Source organism: Paenibacillus sp. LC231 (assembly GCF_001860525.1).
Taxonomy (GTDB): domain Bacteria; phylum Bacillota; class Bacilli; order Paenibacillales; family Paenibacillaceae; genus Paenibacillus_AQ.
Genome location: NZ_JFOM01000002.1, coordinates 142,195 through 162,460 on the forward strand (window position 1 = coordinate 142,195; position 20,266 = coordinate 162,460).

33 protein-coding genes are annotated in these 20,266 nt (G+C 47.2%); 29 read left to right on the forward strand and 4 right to left on the reverse strand.

The genetic code is table 11. From position 1 onward, the window contains the following. The first annotated feature begins 1 nt into the window (after position 1). From AK95_RS00685 to AK95_RS00735, 12 genes are all read left to right on the forward strand, one after another. On the forward strand, positions 2-490 hold the full coding sequence (locus AK95_RS00685; RefSeq protein ID WP_071217973.1) for a phage baseplate assembly protein V: 489 nt from the start codon (positions 2-4) through the stop codon (positions 488-490). Beyond that, positions 487-894 (forward strand): phage tail protein, encoded by a 408-nt coding sequence (locus AK95_RS00690; RefSeq protein WP_071217974.1) that lies wholly within the window; start codon positions 487-489, stop codon positions 892-894. Before AK95_RS00685 ends, AK95_RS00690 begins: the two co-directional genes overlap by 4 nt. Beyond that, positions 891-1,220, forward strand: a complete 330-nt coding sequence (locus AK95_RS00695; RefSeq protein WP_083397491.1) for a GPW/gp25 family protein — start codon at positions 891-893, stop codon at positions 1,218-1,220. Before AK95_RS00690 ends, AK95_RS00695 begins: the two co-directional genes overlap by 4 nt. After that, entirely contained in the window at positions 1,220-2,344 is a 1,125-nt protein-coding gene (locus AK95_RS00700) for a baseplate assembly protein (RefSeq protein ID WP_071217975.1), read from the forward strand. The genes AK95_RS00695 and AK95_RS00700 overlap by 1 nt, the downstream gene beginning before the upstream one ends. Further along, positions 2,337-2,903, forward strand: coding sequence for a phage tail protein I (locus AK95_RS00705; protein ID WP_071217976.1), 567 nt, complete (start codon positions 2,337-2,339; stop codon positions 2,901-2,903). The genes AK95_RS00700 and AK95_RS00705 overlap by 8 nt, the downstream gene beginning before the upstream one ends. A 1-nt stretch (position 2,904) precedes the next feature. Further along, entirely contained in the window at positions 2,905-4,566 is a 1,662-nt protein-coding gene (locus AK95_RS34415) for a phage tail-collar fiber domain-containing protein (RefSeq protein WP_071217977.1), read from the forward strand. Between the two features lie 17 nt (positions 4,567-4,583). Beyond that, entirely contained in the window at positions 4,584-5,021 is a 438-nt protein-coding gene (locus AK95_RS00715; RefSeq protein ID WP_071217978.1) for a hypothetical protein, read from the forward strand. 47 nt (positions 5,022-5,068) lie between these two features. Further along, entirely contained in the window at positions 5,069-5,200 is a 132-nt protein-coding gene (locus AK95_RS35075; protein ID WP_268801950.1) for a hypothetical protein, read from the forward strand. Positions 5,201-5,296: 96 nt separating this feature from the next. Beyond that, complete coding sequence (locus tag AK95_RS00720; protein WP_071217979.1) at positions 5,297-5,764, forward strand: phage holin family protein; 468 nt, start codon at positions 5,297-5,299, stop codon at positions 5,762-5,764. Next, entirely contained in the window at positions 5,709-6,506 is a 798-nt protein-coding gene (locus tag AK95_RS00725) for a peptidoglycan recognition protein family protein (RefSeq protein WP_071217981.1), read from the forward strand. The genes AK95_RS00720 and AK95_RS00725 overlap by 56 nt, the downstream gene beginning before the upstream one ends. A gap of 1 nt (position 6,507) precedes the next feature. After that, entirely contained in the window at positions 6,508-6,753 is a 246-nt protein-coding gene (locus tag AK95_RS00730; protein ID WP_071217982.1) for a phage holin, read from the forward strand. A gap of 179 nt (positions 6,754-6,932) precedes the next feature. Then, positions 6,933-7,208 carry a hypothetical protein gene (locus AK95_RS00735; RefSeq protein WP_071217983.1) on the forward strand — a complete coding sequence of 92 codons (276 nt, stop codon included), beginning with the start codon at positions 6,933-6,935 and terminating at the stop codon, positions 7,206-7,208. Positions 7,209-7,242: 34 nt separating this feature from the next. On the opposite strand, the gene AK95_RS00740 is transcribed toward AK95_RS00735, so the two are convergent. Continuing rightward, positions 7,243-7,587 (reverse strand): hypothetical protein, encoded by a 345-nt coding sequence (locus tag AK95_RS00740; protein WP_071217984.1) that lies wholly within the window; start codon positions 7,585-7,587, stop codon positions 7,243-7,245. A 79-nt stretch (positions 7,588-7,666) separates the two neighbouring features. Further along, entirely contained in the window at positions 7,667-7,894 is a 228-nt protein-coding gene (locus tag AK95_RS00745; protein ID WP_071217985.1) for a helix-turn-helix domain-containing protein, read from the reverse strand. A 165-nt stretch (positions 7,895-8,059) separates the two neighbouring features. On the opposite strand from AK95_RS00745, the gene AK95_RS00750 reads away from it, so the two are divergent. The 4 genes from AK95_RS00750 (at position 8,060) to AK95_RS00765 (ending at position 10,440) form a co-directional block, all read left to right on the forward strand. Continuing rightward, a complete protein-coding gene (locus AK95_RS00750; protein ID WP_071217986.1) occupies positions 8,060-8,266 on the forward strand; it encodes a hypothetical protein in 207 nt (68 codons plus the stop codon). Positions 8,267-8,277: 11 nt separating this feature from the next. Beyond that, on the forward strand, positions 8,278-8,481 hold the full coding sequence (locus AK95_RS00755) for a SpoIIIAC/SpoIIIAD family protein (protein WP_071217987.1): 204 nt from the start codon (positions 8,278-8,280) through the stop codon (positions 8,479-8,481). 166 nt (positions 8,482-8,647) lie between these two features. After that, a complete protein-coding gene (locus tag AK95_RS00760) occupies positions 8,648-9,829 on the forward strand; it encodes an FtsK/SpoIIIE domain-containing protein (protein ID WP_162487502.1) in 1,182 nt (393 codons plus the stop codon). A gap of 2 nt (positions 9,830-9,831) precedes the next feature. Further along, complete coding sequence (locus tag AK95_RS00765) at positions 9,832-10,440, forward strand: replication-relaxation family protein (RefSeq protein ID WP_071217988.1); 609 nt, start codon at positions 9,832-9,834, stop codon at positions 10,438-10,440. Positions 10,441-10,866: 426 nt separating this feature from the next. On the opposite strand, the gene AK95_RS00770 is transcribed toward AK95_RS00765, so the two are convergent. Further along, positions 10,867-11,091, reverse strand: coding sequence for a helix-turn-helix transcriptional regulator (locus AK95_RS00770; RefSeq protein WP_071217989.1), 225 nt, complete (start codon positions 11,089-11,091; stop codon positions 10,867-10,869). Positions 11,092-11,316: 225 nt separating this feature from the next. Next, positions 11,317-11,745 (reverse strand): helix-turn-helix domain-containing protein, encoded by a 429-nt coding sequence (locus AK95_RS00775; RefSeq protein WP_071217991.1) that lies wholly within the window; start codon positions 11,743-11,745, stop codon positions 11,317-11,319. Positions 11,746-11,917: 172 nt separating this feature from the next. Here AK95_RS00775 and AK95_RS00780 point away from each other — a divergent pair, with 172 nt between their 5' ends. The 13 genes from AK95_RS00780 to AK95_RS00840 all read left to right on the forward strand — a co-directional run bounded on the left by AK95_RS00780 (position 11,918) and on the right by AK95_RS00840 (position 20,240). Next, positions 11,918-12,151 (forward strand): helix-turn-helix domain-containing protein, encoded by a 234-nt coding sequence (locus AK95_RS00780; RefSeq protein ID WP_071217992.1) that lies wholly within the window; start codon positions 11,918-11,920, stop codon positions 12,149-12,151. Then, positions 12,148-12,486, forward strand: a complete 339-nt coding sequence (locus AK95_RS00785; RefSeq protein ID WP_071217993.1) for a helix-turn-helix domain-containing protein — start codon at positions 12,148-12,150, stop codon at positions 12,484-12,486. The genes AK95_RS00780 and AK95_RS00785 overlap by 4 nt, the downstream gene beginning before the upstream one ends. Continuing rightward, a complete protein-coding gene (locus AK95_RS33985; RefSeq protein WP_162487503.1) occupies positions 12,483-12,644 on the forward strand; it encodes a hypothetical protein in 162 nt (53 codons plus the stop codon). The genes AK95_RS00785 and AK95_RS33985 overlap by 4 nt, the downstream gene beginning before the upstream one ends. A gap of 78 nt (positions 12,645-12,722) precedes the next feature. Then, positions 12,723-13,748: a hypothetical protein gene (locus AK95_RS34420; protein ID WP_071217995.1), complete on the forward strand. Its 1,026-nt coding sequence runs from the start codon at positions 12,723-12,725 to the stop codon at positions 13,746-13,748. Beyond that, entirely contained in the window at positions 13,684-14,109 is a 426-nt protein-coding gene (locus tag AK95_RS00795; RefSeq protein ID WP_162487504.1) for an ORF6C domain-containing protein, read from the forward strand. The genes AK95_RS34420 and AK95_RS00795 overlap by 65 nt, the downstream gene beginning before the upstream one ends. 16 nt (positions 14,110-14,125) lie before the next feature. Then, positions 14,126-14,317, forward strand: a complete 192-nt coding sequence (locus AK95_RS00800; protein ID WP_071217998.1) for a hypothetical protein — start codon at positions 14,126-14,128, stop codon at positions 14,315-14,317. After that, complete coding sequence (locus tag AK95_RS00805; protein WP_071217999.1) at positions 14,314-15,084, forward strand: helix-turn-helix domain-containing protein; 771 nt, start codon at positions 14,314-14,316, stop codon at positions 15,082-15,084. Before AK95_RS00800 ends, AK95_RS00805 begins: the two co-directional genes overlap by 4 nt. Before the next feature lie 205 nt (positions 15,085-15,289). Then, positions 15,290-15,547, forward strand: a complete 258-nt coding sequence (locus tag AK95_RS00810; RefSeq protein WP_071218000.1) for a hypothetical protein — start codon at positions 15,290-15,292, stop codon at positions 15,545-15,547. Positions 15,548-15,550: 3 nt separating this feature from the next. Next, positions 15,551-15,757, forward strand: coding sequence for a hypothetical protein (locus AK95_RS00815; RefSeq protein ID WP_071218001.1), 207 nt, complete (start codon positions 15,551-15,553; stop codon positions 15,755-15,757). Between the two features lie 268 nt (positions 15,758-16,025). Further along, the gene (locus tag AK95_RS00825) at positions 16,026-18,122 is read left to right on the forward strand and encodes an AAA family ATPase (protein WP_071218003.1); all 2,097 of its coding nucleotides are present in this window, start codon (positions 16,026-16,028) and stop codon (positions 18,120-18,122) included. After that, positions 18,119-19,243: a hypothetical protein gene (locus tag AK95_RS00830; RefSeq protein WP_071218004.1), complete on the forward strand. Its 1,125-nt coding sequence runs from the start codon at positions 18,119-18,121 to the stop codon at positions 19,241-19,243. The genes AK95_RS00825 and AK95_RS00830 overlap by 4 nt, the downstream gene beginning before the upstream one ends. Next, positions 19,243-19,950 (forward strand): MBL fold metallo-hydrolase, encoded by a 708-nt coding sequence (locus AK95_RS00835; protein ID WP_071218005.1) that lies wholly within the window; start codon positions 19,243-19,245, stop codon positions 19,948-19,950. The genes AK95_RS00830 and AK95_RS00835 overlap by 1 nt, the downstream gene beginning before the upstream one ends. 26 nt (positions 19,951-19,976) lie before the next feature. Beyond that, a complete protein-coding gene (locus tag AK95_RS00840) occupies positions 19,977-20,240 on the forward strand; it encodes a hypothetical protein (protein WP_071218006.1) in 264 nt (87 codons plus the stop codon). The last annotated feature ends 26 nt before the right edge of the window (positions 20,241-20,266 follow it).

The following is a 20,266-nucleotide window of genomic DNA, read 5'->3' on the forward strand; positions in this document are numbered from 1 at the left end:
CATGGCATTAAATGATTTTAGAAATATCTTTCGAATCGGAGTATGTGACACCTCAGACCCCGAATCCGGAACGATAACGGCTGTATTTGAAGATCGAGACGATATGAAATCGGGCATTCTCCCCGTAATCACAACAGGAGGATGGGGGCGTAGTAACGCACTGCCCGAGCCTGGTCAAGAAGTTGCTTGTTTATTCTTTGCGAATGGAATCTCTGACGGAATATGCCTTGGAGTGATTGATGATGACGAGGATCCACCCGGCACGCCGGATCAACGAGGGATTTGGTTTGATGATGGCTCTTATGTTTACTATGACCGATCCACTAAAAAACTGATCGTCAAGCCTGGCGGCGGTGTGGTGCTGGATGGTGATGTAACCATTTCCGGAAAATTGACCGTGGATGGAGACGTTACGTTCGGCGGGAATGGAAAGGTAACCGGAAATCTCGTTGTGGATGGAGGAATAACACGAGGCGGTGAAAGTTTATGAAAATCGGGCTTGGTGCATTAGGGGATGTGGTTTTCATCTCTTCCTTTAAAACTCCAATCAAGGTGCGGACATTCCAAAATTTTCAGCGGGACTCTACTGCTCGCTGGGGGAGCAATGACATCCATCTGCAGAAGCCCCGCAGTCAGTTTCTCGGGCCGGGGCTTGATACGATATCGTTCAACATGACACTGGATGCGCGACTTGGTATGAATCCCCGGAAGGAAATGGAGAAGCTGCTTGATTATCAAAGGGACGGCAAGGTTATGCTGCTGCAGATCGGCGGGAAGCCCCTTGGTCAGGGTAAGTGGAAGATCACGGACCTCAGTCAAACTTGGGAAAGCGTTGATCGGGAAGGTAATCTTCTGAAAGCTTCCCTGTCCGTCACATTGGAGGAATACGTATGATTGAGCATAAGGTAATTGGATCGCCGCCGGCAGCCATGCGGTTCGGGCTGACCGGCATCGACTCCATCAAACAAAACATTCAAGTCATAGCAAGCACATATGCAGGCACGGTCCCTTTGGATCGTGCCTTTGGTATATCTCCGGATGTTGTTGACCAGCCGGATATCATTGCCCAGGCGCTCCTTATAAATGAGCTCATGGCAGCCATAGCAGAATTTGAACCGCGGGCCGAAGTGACTAGCATTGATTTCGAGCAAGGACCGGAAGAAGCAGAGAAAGGCAAGTATTTCGCGGTCATCAGGTTTGTAGAAAGAGAGGTGCAGTGATGGCACTTGTTGAGTTACCAGACATCAAGTTTGTGGAAGATGACGTAAACAAGGTGTTCGAGGAATTGGTCACAGTCTTTCAGGGGATGACCGGGCGTATTCTAAACCGCGCCGATCCTGAGATGTTGGTGTTAAGAGCGTTCGCCTTATTATTCGTACAACAGCGCGTCCTGATCAATCAGGTCGCCAAGGGGGAACTCCTGAGATATGCCAAGGGTGTAATCCTAGATTATTTAGGAGATCCGGAAACGCCCCGGCTGCAGGCGGAGCCGTCACTAACCACAGAGCGGTTTACGCTGTCCATTCCGCTTGTGACCCCACAGATCATCCCAGCAGGAACCCGAGTGGCCCCGGAAGGAGCCGAGGGTTCTATTTTATTTGCCACCAAAAACGCGGTGACCATACCGGCAGGCGTCACGCAAATCGATGTCCTGGTTGAGTGTACAGTCTCGGGAGTCATCGGGAATGGGTTCTTACCGGGCCAGGTTAATACTCTGATTGACCCTTTACCGTTTGTCGCATCTGTGACGAACCTGACGACCACTACAGGCGGCGCAGACACAGAGGATGACGATTCATATAGGGAACGTATCAGAATGGCTCCTGAGTCGTTCTCTACGGCTGGACCAGAGCAAGGGTACATCTATTGGGCCAAGACTGCCAGCGCCGCTATTGTGGACGTTGCGGCCGTATCAGAGGCACCGGGGGAAGTGACAATCATTCCTTTGCTTGAGGGCGGAGTAATGCCTACTCAGCCTGTCCTCGATGCTGTGGCGGGAAAGGTGAATGGCCGTAGAATCCGGCCTCTAACAGACAAGGTTACCGTCCAGGCACCCACGGTAGTCCCGTACAACATCGAGTTAACCTATTACATCAGCAGTGATCGTGCTGCTGAATCCTTGGTCATACAAGAGGCAGTAAAGAAGGCGGTGGATTCCTATGCGTTGTGGCAGAAATCAAAGCTTGGGCGACACATTAATCAGTCGGAGCTGATCGGAAGGGTAATGAATGCCGGAGCCCTTCGCGTCAATGTTGTAAGCCCGGTCTATACGCCGATAACTGATCTGCAGGTGGCCCAAGATGTGACGATAAACGCCACGTTTGGAGGGCTTGCTGATGACTAACATCGAGCAGATAAGCATCTATGACCTACTGCCGCCGAATGCACAGGCCGACCCGACTGTATCTGCGGCAGCTCGTTCTTTAGACAGCCATACGCGGGAGCTCACACAAAAAGCGAAGGACCTTTCCTTTTACCGGCGTTTGCTGGAGGGCAATATCACGGACGCCGAAGCCGATGAACGGGCTTGGCAGGATCATGTTGACTTTTGGGATACGTCTTTGCCGCTTGAGCAGAAGATACAGCTGCTTTTGAACGCAAAGGAGTTTCACCGGATAAAGGGAACCCCTGCCGCTATTGAGGATCTGATTACAATCCTTTTCGGCGAGGGTAAGGTCGAAGAGTGGTTTGAGTATGGCGGGGAACCGGGATACTTCCAGGTTACCACCAATAATCCGGAAGTGACTCAGGAGCGAGCCCAGGAGTTTTATCGGGCAGTGGAATCGGTGAAGCGGCTAAGTGCTCATCTGGAGCGTGTAATCCTATCTCAATCTGAACCTGTGAACCTATATTTCGCGGGAATCCTCCGGATGGGTGAGAAAATGACAGTAAGGATGGTGTAAAATGGGCGCTTTTGGCGGACTTATTCAAACGAACAAAGGCAGGAACTTACAAGCGAAAGCAGAAGCAGGCGCATTGCTTAAATTTACGCGGATGGGGATCGGTGACGGGCAGCTCGGCGGGCAATCTATCCCTACCTTGAACAAGTTGATCAGCGAGAAGAAATCCCTCCCGATAACTCGTCTTAAGCCACAGCTACCAGCACAGGCAATAGTCGGGGCGGTGCTGTCGAACCAGGATGTCACAACGGGCTTTTATTTCCGGGAGCTCGGGATATTTGCCCAAGATCCGGACGAGGGTGAAATTCTGTATGCTTATGGTAACTCCGGGAGCGGTGCGGAATATATTCCACCAGCTGGAACAGCGGATATCATCGAGAAGACAATCGACATGATCGTCACCTTTGGTCAGGCGCAGAATGTATCGGCTGTAATAAACAGTTCGCTAATCTTTGCTACTCCGGACGATGTAGCCGAGGCCCTAACTGAGTCAAAAAAATATACGGATATAAAGGTTTTAGCAGCTGAAACACCATCAGGAGAAGCGACGGGAACAGTTGTTAACGGCAATACCGCATACACCGCCACATTATCACCGGCGCTCACAACGTTGAAAGCTTTCCAAAGGGTAGTTATTAAAGTGAATGTTGCGAGTACTGGTTCACCTACTCTTAATGTTAACGGTCTAGGTGCAAAGTCTGTTTTGAAAGCGAGCGGGAGTGCCGCCAGCTTCAAAGAGAACGGCGTTTATACGTTGGTTTATGACGGAACGGCTTTTATCTTACAGGGTGAAGGGGGGGAGGTAGGAACAGCGACGGCTCCAGACGTGTTAGCAGGTAAGACGTTTCCAGGGGAAGACGGTTTGATTACGGGCACCATGCCACAAAGAGGTAATCAGTTTAAATCCGGTTTATGGACAAATCCAGACGGAGACGCTTATGTAGATACTTACGTCAATATCGATAGCGGATATTACCCGCCAGGCTCACAGGTTACGATTCAGGTTCATGACCCCGACCTATTATCAGGAAACATCCGTGCAGGTGCAGATGTTTTTGGAGTTCCGGGTAAATCTACCGTAGTTGATACGGCGGATGCAGTATTAGACCCTCAGTATCTGCTTGTCGGTCAATCAGGGTATGATGACGGGGTGAAAAAAAACGGTCAAATGCCAAACCGATCCGGCGAAAATCATCACATGCCCGGAACTGGAACAGTCGTTTGGCCTGGTGATCGATTCCTTATCCAGCCACCAAAGGGTTATTTTAACGGGGAATCATGGGTGACGGCGGCGGTGCCAGGACTAACTGCAAATAACCTGCGGGCCGGGGTTAATGTTGCAGGTTTAGTGGGTACGCTTCAAGAGGGTGTTAAATATGCGACAGGGTCTGACGGAAGAACGCTTCATCCTGGGCAAGGTTTTCAAGTGGACATTGGATTTATTCCAAGGATTTTCTTAGTTACCGCTCAAACTACTGACTTAACTCTCCGCGATTATAGAATATCGTTTTATGTCCCAGACATGGGATCAACATGGGGGGGCAGTACTCAAGGCGGTAGGGTGCAGATTGAACCATATGGTTCATTCTCACAGATTATGACCATCAAAAGCAGTAGTAGTTTCAGTAATACTATGTCTGATTTCGTTTGGCATGCGTGGGCCTAAATGGAGGTGAGGGAAATATGAATTTATACGTATTTGGTCATTGGATTTATTTTGATAAAATGACGGGCGAAATATTGCACGATACAGGTGAAGTGCATCATACCGATCCTGATTACGAGATGAAGAGAGACCCGTTTAGCAATATCAAAAAACTGATGGAACGGGACCCTGAAAGTGTGGGGATTATTAAGCTTGAACCGGGAGAATTTGCCCAAGATTTTAGCGAAGGGTCATTAGCGCGAGTTAATCCGGATAGTCTAGAACTGGAATTTATCTATATTGACCCAAACAGCCCACAAGATCCGCCGCCAACACCGCAGCCGCCGCTCACGGAACAGGTGGCAAAGCTTGAGCAAGAAAACACATTGCTTAAAGCCCAAAACAGCGCCTTGTCAGAAAGGGCCGATTTCATAGAGGACGTCATTGCGGAAATGGCGAACAAGGTTTACCAGTGATCCGCCGGTTCCTTTACTGGATACTCTGGAAGGGAGGTGGATGCGATATGATGGCTATGTTTTTTGCTCAACGAGTAATTCTGAACAAAACCAAGTTCAACGAAGTTCCGACAAGTTTACAGCCGGGAGTACGCGATATCTTGGTTGATAGCGGACTGGAATTCCTGATCGAAGAATAATTACACCAGCAACGCCGCAAGGCGTATTTTTTATGCCCCTGGGTGGTCCGGGGGCTATTTTTAATACAGAGAGATGAGGCAAGGGGGAAGGGTCGAATGGGGGAATGGTCTTCAATAATTAAAACCATATCCACAGCTTTGGGGGCACTGGCCGGGTATATGTTTGGAGGTTGGAACATGTTAATGAACTTACTTCTGTGGCTTGTCGTCCTTGATTGGTTAACCGGTTGGGCGGCCGCATGGATAAAGGGAGAACTCAAAAGCAGAAAGGGATATCATGGAATTGCACGTAAGGTTGCGATTTTCGGGCTTGTTGTGATCTCACATTTCATCGATATCATTTTAGGAGGGCAACAGTATTTTCAAAATGCTGTAGTCTTTTTTTATTTGGCGAATGAGTTGTTATCGATAATCGAAAATGTGGGTCGCATGGGTGTGCCGGTTCCAAAGATATTCAGAAAAGCAATTGAGGAATTCAATGAAATAAGTGGAGAGAAGGGTGACGGTAATGAAGATGGTCGATCTTCGGGGGAAGCTCCCGATTCACAAAACAAAACGGTATAGTACCCGGAAGCTTACCGATATCCGATCGATTGCTATTCATCATTCGTTGACCTTCACAGGATCGCCTGAAGCCTTCGCTACTTATCACGTAAACACCAATGGATGGCCGGGCATCGCCTATGCTTTTGTGGTCCAGCGTGACGGCACCGTGTACAAGTGTTGGGACCCTGATAAGGTCACTTATCATGTGGGGAACAGCAATAAGCACGCCCTTGGAATTTGCATGGTCGGAGACTTCCGGACGCAGCAGCCAACACCAGAGCAGTACCAGGCAACGCTTGAACTGGTCCGACAGCTTCGAAAGGTCATTCCCTCGGCTCAACAGATAAAGGGCCATAGCGAGTATCCAGGGTACGCATGGAAGGCATGCCCGGTCATTGACATGGATAAGTTTCGGGATGATGTGGATAGTAAAACACCGGAAAGGGATGAGGGAATGAACGCTTCAGAAAAAGCTGCATTTGAGGCTATGGAACGAAAAATGGCAAGCCTTGAAAACAGCAACAAAGTCCTGAAGAAGGGACTGCAGGAGCAAGGGGCATCATTGAAGAAGCAGAAGGTGCGCATCGAGGAGCTTGAGAAGCTTCAGAAGATGGAGGCACCAAGCTGGGCAAAAGGTGCCGTTGATCAAGCATTCGATGCAGGGTTGATTTCGACCAAGAGCCCAAGTAGCTACGAATTTTACCGTATGCTCACGATCTTGGAACGTGGCGGCATGATTATTAAAAGAGGGGATGTTTAATATGAAAAATAGAAAATGGGGAAATTATGGATTGTGGGTTTCTATAGTGGCAGCTGTGCTGCTTGTTGTATCGGCAGCCGGCAAGCTTTTCGGGTTTGAAATCACGGAGGAGCTGAACGCCAATATTACCGGGTTCGCGATGGCGATCCTTGGCCTGCTGGTGATCCTCGGGATCATCTCTAATCCCAAAGAAGGAACAGGATATACGGACAAGGATAATAAATCGGACAAACGAAACTTCCTGTGATATTTACAACATATCCCATATGGTTTATAATCGTCTTAATATCAACGGAAACACCGTGGTGCAATCCGATGGCATCGGTAGTAAAGAACCTCACTAGCTCAGGCTGGTGGGGTTCTTTTTTGCGTTCTGGGCTGATATAATACAAACAATTGTTCTTATAATTTCTGGAGGTTTTCAACATGTTGCCTGATCCTGAACGTAAATTGCTCCGAATTCTTATCAATTACCCGAGTCCAGTACACAAAAATCGTATGCCTGACTTCAAACGGTTAGAGATGATGACCGGACGGAGGCGACCAGATTTACTGATAGGGCTCCATTACTTGGAGGATAAAGGGTTCATCTTGTGGCCGGATAAGTCCACGACAGAGGGGATTCTGATCATTAAGACAGAGAGCCTGGAGAAATCGCCGCCACCCAGGAAGGGTAACATAGACTACTGGACGAAATATTAAAGCCTGCCGGCGTTATGGCCTGGCAGGCTTTTTCTTATTCTTTACAGACCGAACTTGCTTCCGTGTAGATTGTAGGATAAAGTTTCATCAGTTCTTTTTCCATACCGCATACCTTATCCTTCACTTCATCGGCATTAACTTCCCCCTTCAAGATGGATCTCATTATCTCGGTGTATTCCTCACCAAGTTTTTTGTTTTTTTCCACTCTGGCAGCAGTCTCGTCATATTCTTTCATCGCTGCTCGTAGACCATCTCCCATATGAATCAAGGCTTGACGATCGGCTTCCTTCTTGTTTTCGTATAGTTTCCATCCGACAGGAATAGCGATAATCAGGACAAGTACAATTGCAGCAACAATCCACTTCCTTTGCTTTTTCATCCTCAATCAACCCCCATGTGTATTATTTTCCAGTCTATCAGACCCAGATGTTTATTTCTATATTCATTACTTTAGGTCTTCATGACCAAAAGTCATCTGATATGACATCATACCCATTCTTTCTCAATGCAGAAATGACTTTTGATTTCGATCGCACCTGTAGTTTTTCATGATCTTTGTTCCCGTCACAAAGCCTCGAAACGGCGTCTCTGCTGAGTCCAGACTTCTTTACTAACCATTCCTGCGTGATCCCTTCCCTATCCAAGAAAGCCCCCAACTTGGAGCGCTTTTTACCTAAACCGTACATATTCAATCCCCTCCTAATAGTAATAAGGATGGGACAATCTATGAAAATTTATTCATGAGTTAAGGAAACATAGGCAAGCCGTACCGCATAGATATGTAACCAGATACGGAACCACGAGCTAAGGCGCCAGTCCGGTTCCGCACAAAGTTAAGGTAAGGAGGCTCTATGGCTAAAGAGATCCGGATTATACAGGTGGCGTTCAATGTGCTGGACCCAGACCAGCTGCAGCAATACGAGCATGTGAGATTGCGACCTAATCAGTCAGGCTTTCTCAAGCGATTGATTCAACGAGACATTGACGGAGGCGTTATGGGGCCACGGCAGACGGTGGCGGGCCTTCAGGATGATTTTACGGTTGAGGGGTTTATCTAAGGAGGGATAACATGCTTGAGCTGGCGGCTATTTTTAAAATCCTCGGGATCGGGGTTGTATCACATTTCAGCGCAAACGTGCTGGAGAATATGGGTCACGGCGATAAGGTGATGTACATCAAGATTGCCGGATATGTGGCGTGTGCATACATCTCACTTGATGCCTGGTGGGATTGCTTGCGGATGGTCGCTCGCACCTTCGGAGTGCATGTTTGATGCTTTGGCAGATACCTTTGCAGGTACGTTTGTAAATGCAGCAGTATTATTGCAATTGTAGTACGAGCAAAAAGGTTGATAGATAGCGGAAAAATGAATTTGTTTTGAGCGGAAGCGAAAAGAGGCGAAGCGAATGATAATGAGCGGAGTAGGAGGGTTCGCAGTTTTGAAATTAGCTGCGGCCTGCGGGTGCCTGGGCGGCGCGTGGACGGTTTATAGATCGAGCGCGGATTCAGTCATGAGGAGCAAGATGAGGAAGCTGTTCATAACCGGAGAAATCTGCCTGAAGCGTCGGGTCCGGCAGGGGAAGGATGTCCGTGTATACCCACAGGTGAGCCGTGTCACGGTATACCATGATTGCGTGCAGGTGGTGTTTATCCTTCCTGATGGACTGGACCCGAAAGAGGTCCGTAAACGGGAATGGCTCTTTGAACAATCCTTTGGCGAGAATATTGAGTTGTCCGGCTCTTCCAAGACGTTTACGCTCAATATTTACGGCCAGGATGTACAGAGTTTTGATTATGACCCGGAAGCTGTAGAGAAGGCCGTGGACGGTCTCAGGCTGCCTATCTATGTCGGACGGAGCCGGACAGGGGAAGAGGTCTATGACTTGACGCAGCACCCGCATTTATTGGTGGCCGGGGAGACCGGCAGCGGAAAGTCGGTGGCGCTAAGGTCCATCATTACGACGCTAATCCGAACAGCGGCGGACAGATTAGAATTGTATTGCGCTGACCTTAAGCGGTCGGAATTCCATCTTTTTAAAGGAGTCGCACGGCAGGTTGTAGTCGAAGCTCCTCAGTTGCATCAAATTGTCTTGCGGATACGGAAGGAGATGCGGCGCCGGGGCGATCTATTGGATCGGGCAGGCTTGGCTAACATAGACGATCTGCCGTCGGGGGAGCGGCCGTCTTACATCGTGCTGGCGATCGACGAGGTGGCACTGCTTAAAAAGGAACGGGAGCTGATGGAGGGCATCGAGGAGATAAGCGCCATCGGGCGGGCTCTTGGAGTGTTCCTGATCCTCTCCATGCAGAGGCCAGATAGTGATGTCCTGGATGGAAAATTAAAGAACAACCTGACGGTCCGGATGGCATTCCGCCACAGCGATGAGATCAACAGCAGAATCACGCTCGGCAGCGGGGAGGCTGCGGACATCCAGCAGAGTCAAAAGGGGCGCATGATATTGAAGCTGGACGGCCTGAAATCTGTTCAGGGGCCATACTTAGACATACCCAAAGCAAAGACACTCCTGGAGCCGTACAAGAGCGCAGAGGAGGCCACAGTGCCCCTCGCTAATGATCCGGAGCCGCAGGAAGACGATGCCATTGAGATTGGGGTGTTATAGGATTGAACGCACGTGACAAGGCCATCGTAAAGGATCTGGAGCGCTTCCGCTGCCTCACAAGGGATGATGTGGCGGAGCTTCATTTCTCCAATGTGAAGAACCCCGTCACTCAAGCGAATATGGTCCTCAAGCGGCTGCGGCGGGATGATGTCATTACATGCGCCACGGATCGCCGAAAGTACATCTATTTCCCGACACCAGGCATCAAGAAGGATAGCGCAAAGATAGGGCACTTCCTAGCTATCGTGGATTTTTACAAGCAGATCCGGAAGGTAGAAGCACCGCGAGTGTTTGACGTGGAACCGAAAACGGGAGGCAAGGGGAGGCCAGAACCTGACGTGTTCTGTATTTGGAAAGGAGCTCCGTGGTTCGTCGAGATCCAGAGGAGTCAATTCAGCGACAAGGTCATGCAGGAGAAAATGAACCGATATGAGCAGTATTATCTGAGCGGGGAATGGGAACAGGAGCCGTGGCAGCCGGCGGGGAAAAAAATATTCCCTTATTTATGGATTGTCCCGATTAATTCAGGGTATTACAAAAGTAAGACATCTTTTAAAGTGTTCCAAGACAGTGTGGAAGGAATGAAAAAGAGATTAGGGATTGATTCCTGAATATGGAATGTGCTATCATGGTGGGCATATTATACTTTGTCATTATAAATCTAACCCCTAGCCTTAAAGGGGCATCCAATTAGACTCATTAGTGGTATAACAAAGGCCGCTACAATTATCAAGTTTAAGAAGTGTTGAGCAGTATCTATTAACATCTCAATTAAAAAAAACACTATTTCGATAAAGTTTAGAACAGTACTTTATTGAGCATTAGTGTTTTGAAGAGATGGATACTCAAAACTTCCCTTGATAAATTGTAGCGGCCTTTTTGCATAGAAAATTGAAAGGAGGTGGTGCTGGATTAAATTACAATTCGCTGCTTCGACACCAAACGACAACGGAAATGACTGGAAAGGATTAAGATCAGGAGGAGAACGGGCGTAACCCTATTGGGTGACAAATTGCTCGGGGGAGAGTGATAAACACTCAACTCCTTTTGCGAACGACTTTGAGGATGTAGAGGTCTGTGATGCGGCAGCCTAAAATGTTAGCAGCATTTATGGCAAATTCGAGGGACATCTTGCGCTCACCATTGATGATTTTACTTACATACTGGCGTGAAACGCCCATACGCTTGGCGAACTCGGATTGCGTATATCCCTTCTCATTTAGTCGTTCCAGCAGGAGACAATCCCCGAGCTGGAGACTCATTAGGCACCCCTTTCTCAGAAATATGTTTCACTCTTTTTCAGAACGTTCGTTCTCGTTTTTTGTTCGTATTTATGGTATGCTCGTTTTAACATCTCATCGGAAATATATTACAACACAGGAAGTGAGTGTGATGACTTATTAAGCCTAAACCTAAATTAAAATTTGAACTGAGTGAACTTGCTGCGTATACCGGCAAAAGCATTGATTACTACCTTAACCATTTATCTAATCAAATCGACGATCAAGACGAACCAGCTCAATTATCTTCAGAAGATCGTTCCTTGAAAGCTCCTGACCATCAACGGTAATCGAAACTTGATCCACTAAGTCCTCTAATTCAATTTTATCTATGAAATCCTTCACATCGGAAGATGCTGGGGGATTTTTTAATGTTTCTTCTTCTTGCAAAGGTTGGCTATCTCCTGTTATCGGCACCCAATCATACAAATTGACATCAGTTTTCCCTAATAGGTAATCAGTTGTTACATGCAGTGCATCCCCAATTTTGGATATCATCTCCATCGATGGGTTTTTCGTCTCCCCCTTTAACAATGCACTCAATGAAGAGTGAGGTATTCCAGCGTCAAGCGCAAGTCTGTATTGTGATATATCTCGTTGTTCCATTACCTTCTTAATTTTATCGATTACTTCCACTTCAACGAAACCTCCTATTCCTGAATAGTGTAATAATATTTCAAAATATTAGAATAGTCAAGAATTCAAAAGATATACTGAGAGAACATGTGTTTTTATTCCTGAATCGGGATATTACGGTATTTTGATATTTCGGGATACTGTAATAGTATATGTCCCAGGAGGTGAAATTATGACACAGAGCATCGGAAAGAGAATAGCCGAAAAACGTGAGGAAAAGGGATGGAGCCGCTATAAATTAGCGAAGGAAACAGGAATCTCAACTTCATATATCAGACCGATTGAAGAAGATAAACACAGTCCCACATTAGATGTACTAATCAAAATTTCAACAGTGTTGGATGTTTCGATTGATTATCTGGTGCAGGACAAAATCACTATTTCGGAAACTGGAGGTACATTATGACTATTTCGGTATTTGGTAATTATATTCGATCTTTAAGAAAGTCTCGATCATTAACGCTCACGGACTTAGCTGGTCTGTCTGGAGTTCATGCAGCCCATATATCACGAATTGAAACTGGTGGCCGAGAGGTACCCAAACCCGAAACCATTAAGCGGTTGTCTGAAGCATTAAAAGTTCCATATGACGAGCTCATGATTGCGGCAGGTTACTTGGATAAAAATTGGGTGGGTAAGGATCTGAATCGACATGTTGTTTATGAGTTCACCTTGTTGAAAGTTGAGAATGCTTGTTTACGCGAAGAAATCTCCCTTTTGAAAGAGGCGAAATATTCATGACTCAGCTCAACGCAATCCCAGTGGAGGTCATCAACCATTATAACAACCTTCACAGGTTCCAGGAAAGTGGCCTCGTGAATCCCGCAAAGATCGATTTTGTCCGGAGCGAAATCGCAATGATCGAACGGGACTTTCCCGGCATCAAGGTGCACCAGTGATTATTGTGTGGATCGTGGCGGCCTGGCTGATATCAAATGCACTGTTGGCTTGCTGGCTTTGGATAGTGGCAGAGTATCGTGAGAATCAGAAAGAAAAAGAGCAATGCAGAATTTATGACTTCGAAAAATACAAAGAATGTCATGCATCAAAGACAAATCGAAAGGATGGTGAGTATGACTCAACTGGCATTATCGACTGATCTACAGGTCATCACAGCTGAAATCAACAGCTACAAGCAGATTGCAGGACAAGCGATCTTTGAGATCGGGCGACGGCTTAAACATGTTCGTGAAGAGAAGATTGCGGAGAAACGCGGTGGATGGATGGTGTGGCTCCGGGAAATTGAGTTAGATGATTCGCAGGCCCGGAAATTTATAAAAGTGTTCGACGAATTGGGAAACCGGGGCACGTACACCGCTTTAGGATTACGCGCACTTTATGAAATCGCCTCACTGCCACCCGAAGAGAGGGAAAAACCTCAAGTCATACCTTCTAGTGGTGAAACCAAGGTGCCTGCAGAAATGACAACTCGTGAGCTTCAAGAGGTAAAGAAAGCACTTAGGGAAGCTGAGAAGTCAGCGGCAGAAGCGGAGAAACGGGCAAAGCAAGCGGAGGCGGAACGTACTCTCGCTATCCAGCAACATACGGAACAGCAGGGGAAGCTACTGGTGCAGATCAAGGAGCTTGAGCAGAGGAACGGCCGCTCTAAAGAGGACGAGGAACAATTGGGCCGCCTGATAAAGGAGAACGCTGAGCTCACGGCCTCAATGAGGATGCTTCAGCAGGAGATGACTGAGCGGAACTTGACCATGGAAAAACAACTCCATGATCTTCGAAAACTGCAAGAGGCGCTAAACAAAACACGCGGCGTAATAGAATCTTCCTTTGGAACGGCGCTTGCGCATCTAGCTGGCATTCCGGATAACAAAGAAGCCATTGAGACGGTAAGAATCTTCTGGAGGCACATCACTGAATCTCTGGAACGCAATCGTAAGGAGTTTTCTCAAATAATCGGAATCGAATTGGAGGTGTTGGAAGGTGGAGCAGTTAGAAATAGGAATGCACGATCCCCAATTGTTATTGACGCTGAGACAGGAGAATGAGCAATTAAAGAACTCGGCTCGGAGACCTCAACGTGAACAACGCATGCTGCAAAAACGAGCCAAAGAGCGGATTGTACTTCTGCTTGGTGGAAAAGACAGTGCGGAGTACTCAATGCATAGTAAGGATTACTTTAATAAAATGTGGAAAGCATTTTACGCACGCTTCGGGGTTACATCGTTTTGGGACACTTTGCTCTATGATTATGACGCCGCTCTCGTTTGGATCGGGGAATGGCTGCCAGCAGTCAAAGAAGTGCAAGTAGCAATATGTTTACTCTGCGAGGAACAACCCGGCACCCTGGACACAGGCGAAGGCATCATATGCGAGAACTGCGCACAGATCATGGGTGAACTTGAATAAGAAAGGAGCATCGAGCTTGAACGAACAGAATTACCTGCGCAAGAAAATGGTACAGGCATTGCAGACCGAGCGCAGCATGCTGGCAGAAGGGAGACTTCTCGAAGCGCTGGACGCCCGTGCTGAGTATCGCAGGTACCGTAGGGAACTGACAGGTGTGTGGGGCGACAGCGACATTATAGCCAAGCTAAGAGGGGTGAGATCGGCGTGAAGTGTGAGGATTACCTTAAACAACTGGAGCAGTTGAATAAGCTGCTTGAGGATATACCTGAGGCACAAACCGTAAATGACGCTTGGAAGGAATGGCGTATGTTGGTTAGTTTATCGAAAAAAATTAAAACTCGTAAGCAGAAACTCAGTGAAGTAAAAAGGAGCAATCGGCGACCAGTAATGCCATCACTCGGATACAGGCCGCGGGATCCAGATCGTATAGAAAAGATGATAACACTATTTAAGCAAGGTCACACGCATCAGGAGATCGCAGATAAGTTTTCTGTGTCACGTCAGTATGTACAACAAACTCTCAGAAAGACTGGCTTAGACGGTTCAATGGGTGGTGCAGCAGTCAAACCAAAGATTAATTCCGGACAACATTGCAGAGTTGATGGATGCAATCAGAAAGCAAAAACTAAAGGGTTTTGTGTAATGCATTACTCAAGGCTCCGGGTCTATGGCACACTTGAGCCTGTATTTAAGAGAGAGTTCCTTCATCATGACGATAAGTGCATGGTTGAAGGTTGTAACCAACCTTTTAAAACGAATGGACTGTGTAATAAACATGCTACAAACATGTTCTTGAATAAGAAAAATGGGAACATATCTGACTTAAATGATTACCTGAAAGTCCAGAAAGCAAAAAGCATGATGGGCGTTGGCAGGACTCCAGTTAAGTTTGAAGTCATCAGAAAATTTATGGCCGAAAATAAGGATCACTTCATTGAAGATTTGTATGTGCAGGGATTTCACGAAGGGAGGTGAGCAAAGACGTGGGGGAAGTAACTGAAATGATACTCAATGGACTGATGTGCCAAGTATGCGGTTCCTATATGGATGACATGGAATAGCCCGGGTATCCACGCACTTGTGATGACTGCGAATAAGACCGAATTTAGCTAAGCCTATTATTTTTTTGCCAAAATCGGGGGTTTGAGCCCGAAAATCAAGCGAAAGCGAGGAAAATCACATGGATCAGAAGACTTTGGAGTATATGGCGGAACGGGTAGATAAGGCTCGGGAAATACAAAAGAAAATAGCGGATTTGGAGCATTTCATTAAATATAGTGACGGAAAAACCGTGGTCACGGTCCACAACGGAAGTTATAACGGTCCGGAAATTGAAAAAAGGAAGTTCCCGCGGCTGGCCGAAGCAGCCAAGGCCGGTATCCTCCAAGAAGTAGAGGCGGAAATCGAACTGCTCAAACAAGAGCTTGCGGAGATTTAGGTCATGCGATCATCAACCGAACTGTTCAGCAGCTTCCGCGAATCACTGACACCTGAAGCTCAGAAAGATATCGACAGGCTGCTCTTCCTCTATGACTGGTTTCTGGATGAGACTGATCCAGCAACACGAGAAACCATCAAAGGAGAATTGAGCATTCTCGAAAAGAAATACAACCTGGTCACTGACCACACAAAAAAAGCCGCCCAGTGAGAGCGGTCAATAAGAAATTATACAAATCCATATTATCACGGAAAGCGGTGAGCGACAATGAATGACCTTATTAAAAGGATTCAAGCGTGTAAAACAATGCCCCAATTGGATGAACTTCGCATTGTATTGGTGAGGGAAGGCAAGGAGAGCGAAGAGACATTTCGCACTCTTCAGAAAGCTTTTATCAAGAAAAAGAATCAACTCCAACGGGTTCCGCTGAGCGAACGCACCTGGTAATCCAATATTGATATGAAAGCGAGGAAGGCAAATGGTAAAGCAGATCAAGCTTATCTCATTAATCTATAGATATTTCAAGGGCCTCCATGAGTTCACTCTTTACGCAGATGGACAGGATATCAACATCTACGGCCCCAATGCAGTGGGTAAGACGACTTTGTTCGATGGGTTCTACTGGCTCCTATTCAACAAGGACAGCAGGGAGAAGAGCGAGCTAGAGAAGTGGATCAAAACTTTGGAGCCCAACGGAGAGCCGATGCATGGTGTTCAGCACGAAGTAATCGGAGTACTGGAGATCGACGGGAAACTTCGTGAGCTTCATAAAGTGTTCTACGAGAAATGGACAAAGAAGCGCGGTGCTGCCAAGTCTGAATTCACGGGTCATAAGACGGATCATTACATCGATGGCGCTCCACACAGTAAGGGTGATTATGAGGCGGAGATCGCCGCGATCATTGACGAGGAGACATTCAAGTTACTGACTAATCCTTCATATTTCGCTGAACGGGATTGGAAGAAGCGGCGGAAGTTGCTGCTGGAGGTATGCGGTGACATATCTGATAGCGATGTGATTTCCAGTAATGATGATCTGAAAGAGTTGCCTGTTTTGATGGAACAACGGTCTCTGGAAGGTCACCGGGATAAGATCAAAAACGATCAGGCTCGAATCAATAGCAGACTGAAGGAAATCCCCAACGGTATAGCGGAAATCAAGCGAGTCATGCCTGATACAGACGGTCTGAATGAGGAAATGATGCAGAAGCAAATCGAGACGCTTCGCGGCCGGATCCGAAACAAGGAAGAAGAAATGAACCGGATTCAGAACGGCGGGGAAATAGCTGTTAAAACAAACCGCCTGCGGGAGATCGATGGCGAACTGCTTCAGATCAAAAATGAAATCCAGGCAGGATCGTTTGAAAAAATCAGTGCCAAGCGCCAGCATCTCTCCAAGAAAAACTCTGAATACGGAGCGCTTGAGGATGCAACGAAAAGGATGGAAGTCCATGTTACAAGGCTGCGCTCACAACTTCAAGAGAACGAATCTGAGAGAACTCAGCTGAGGGAGGAACGGGACAAAACCAGGGCATTGGAACTCACATCATATGAGGTTGATACATCCTGTCCAACATGCGGACAAGATTTACCTCCTGAGAGTATTGAACACGCGGAAAAGAAAGCAATGGAGCGGTTCAACGAACGCAAATCAAAAACTTTAGAATCGATTGTCACCCGTGGAAAGCAGCTTAAGGCAACCGCAGATCAATGGGAAGAGGAGATCGATAGCATCGCAAATACGATCGAATCCAATCGAGTCAAAATGGGCGCTCTTGACCAAGAGATCAAGGAGCTCATGTCTGATATCGAAAAACTCGAATGCACAACTCCAGACGCTTCTTCCGATCCAATGTACGTCGGGAAACTTCAGGAACGTGAGGAAGTAGAGCGCACAATTCGTGATCTTCGCTCACAGTCTGTTAGCGCCTTAAGCGAGGCCCGCTTGGAAGTGGCAAGCCTGCGTACAGAGCTTGAATCACAGGAGAGAAAACACTCCGGGTTCGAACAAATCGAAAGAGGTCAGAAGCGTATTGACGAGTTGAAGGCAGAGGAGAAGGATCTTGCCCGTCAATATGAAGAATTGGAACGCCAGCTCTATCTGACAGAGGAGTTCACACGCACCAAAGTTCAGATGCTCGAGTCCAAGATCAACGCCAAGTTCAGGAATGTGAAATTCCGGCTGTTCGAAACTCAGGTCAACGGCGCATTGAATGAGACCTGCAAAATCCTTTACGGCCCGAATCTGGTTCCATATGAAGACGGGTTGAACAGAGCGGCGCAGTTTAATGCTGGACTGGATATCATCAATACTTTGTCGGAGCACTTCAAGGTGATCGCTCCAATATTTATCGATAATGCTGAAGCAGTGACGGACCTGGTCAAAACATCCGGCCAGCAAATCCGTCTGATCGTACCGCCCACTTTCGAGAACCTCCCAACAGAAGTGCAGGACCATCTCGCTTCTCTATACGATGGGGACTTGGAAAGAGCGAAAGCTGCCTGGGAACAACATAATTCAAAACTGCGAGTTGAATCAGCCAATAACACAATTATGGAGGGGAATTTATTATGAGCAACCAAACATATTCCACCGGATTAACAAAAGTGAATGATACCTTTCTTCCTATGATCGAAAATCAACTAATCAACAACGGAATCAATATGGATCAGTATTCGAAACAATGCGTAATGAATGCTCTCTCTTCGATCAATGCTGCACTGGACGCGAAAGGATTGACCATCAGCGATCCTAGTCTCGACAAGAACAATTTGACGACAACTCTGCTGAATGTGGCGGCTCTGAAACTCAATGCAGCTGCCAGTCCTCGTGAAGTGTACTTTCAAATCCGGAATGTCAGCGTAAAGAAAAAGGAAAATGGAAAGGACATAACAACTTGGAAGAAGCAAATTGAGATGGGGATCGAAGGCGACGGCAACGATGCGATCCTGAGCAACTTCGGCCGCAGTGTCGATCAGGTCCGTCCCTTCTGGCTAGTGCGTGAGTACGATGACTTCGAATACCCGTCCTATAACGGTTTGGAGATGACTCCTCCCAAATGGACACCGAAAGGCACGGGAGATGTGGTGCGAGTGGTTTATCCAATCATCTTCAAGGATCAGAGCATCCAATACTTCATTTCAGAACGTGCTGACGTAGCCAAAAACCTCGTTGCTCATATACAAAATAACATGATGAATGAAACGTTCGGCGTGCTGCCGGCGGGGAAAACGAGATATGACGCTAATCCTGAACAACTGAAGAAAATCGCGGAGAAGAAAACAGAACTGTTGAAGAAAGCAGCTGAACTGGGATTGAACGCCCTGGATGATGCGGAGCTTCAAAAGTGGATTAGCCCAGCATGGACTGAGTATCACAGCCGCGAGGGCATGCTCATCCGTAAGATGCGGAACAACGTGGTCAAGAAGATTCCGAAAGATTTCGGGAGTGCCTTTGTTGAGTTGATCCATGATCAAGCTTCGGACGGCGACTATGCTGCAGTCCGAGAGGAGATCTCAACCCGAGCCAATTCTGAGCCGATCGACATCAAGCCTGAACCTCCAACAGAACCACAATGGCAGCCACAAGACGAGTCTGCTCCTGATCAACCTAAACCGGCGCACAAGGACGAGACACCACCTCCTTCCAGCACGAAGCCAGAGAAGAACAATGTTCCGGCCGACGACGATTTCTGATGATCGAGATTAAGCCATTAGGATCCAGCAGCGCGGGCAACGCCTACTATGTGACGGACGGGCATACCCCCCTGCTGCTGGAATGCGGGCTCCGGTTCAAGGACATACAACGAGCCCTTAATTATCGAATGTCTGATATAGCTGCTTGTTTAATGACTCACCATCACCAAGATCATTCTTTGGCCGCACGAAACATCATGAAGTTCGGGATTGATTTGTATGCCTCTGTGGGAGCTCTAGAAGCTGCAGGATTGATTGGACATCGCGCAAATCCGGTGAAAGCAAGGGAACAATTCAGGCTAGGCACATGGACAATACTGCCCTTCGAGGTTGAACATGACGCAGATGACCCATTGGGATTCCTCCTCGAAAACATAACCGGAGAAAAACTGTTATTTGCAACGGATACCTGGTATATACGGTTTCAATTCAGTGGATTGACACACTTGCTAATAGAGTGCAATTACTCCGAGCAGATTTTGGACCAGAACATAATCTCGGGGATCGTAGAAGTAACACGAAAGAAACGATTGCTTAAATCCCACTTCAGCCTAGAAAACATGAAGGAATTCATCAGAGCAAACGACATGAGCAAGGTCAAAGAAATATGGTTGATTCATTTATCTGATACGAACAGCGACGCAGAGCTGTTCAAAAGAGAAGTACAAGCTTTGACCGGTTGCCCTGTATATGTGGCAGACCGTTAATCATACCAAATCGGAGGAATTATCCTATGAAAATCACTAATAAAAAGTACGCACTTACCGCAGCACTTCAAGCCGGAGCAGCACACGAATTCGCACTCATTAAATCCCGTCGTCAATTCAAGCGTGAGGCTTCAGGCAAAACGCCGTACAAGCCAGGTAGCATCGGACCGTCTGTGGTTGCAACGGCCATTAGCAAGGCCTTCCACGGGGTTATCTTAAACCGGAGTGAGCGGAAGCGACTCGCTAAGATTGACGGAAAACCATTCCAAAAATTCTACGCTCAGGGGTGATCGGGATGAAAAAAGGGCACCCGTTT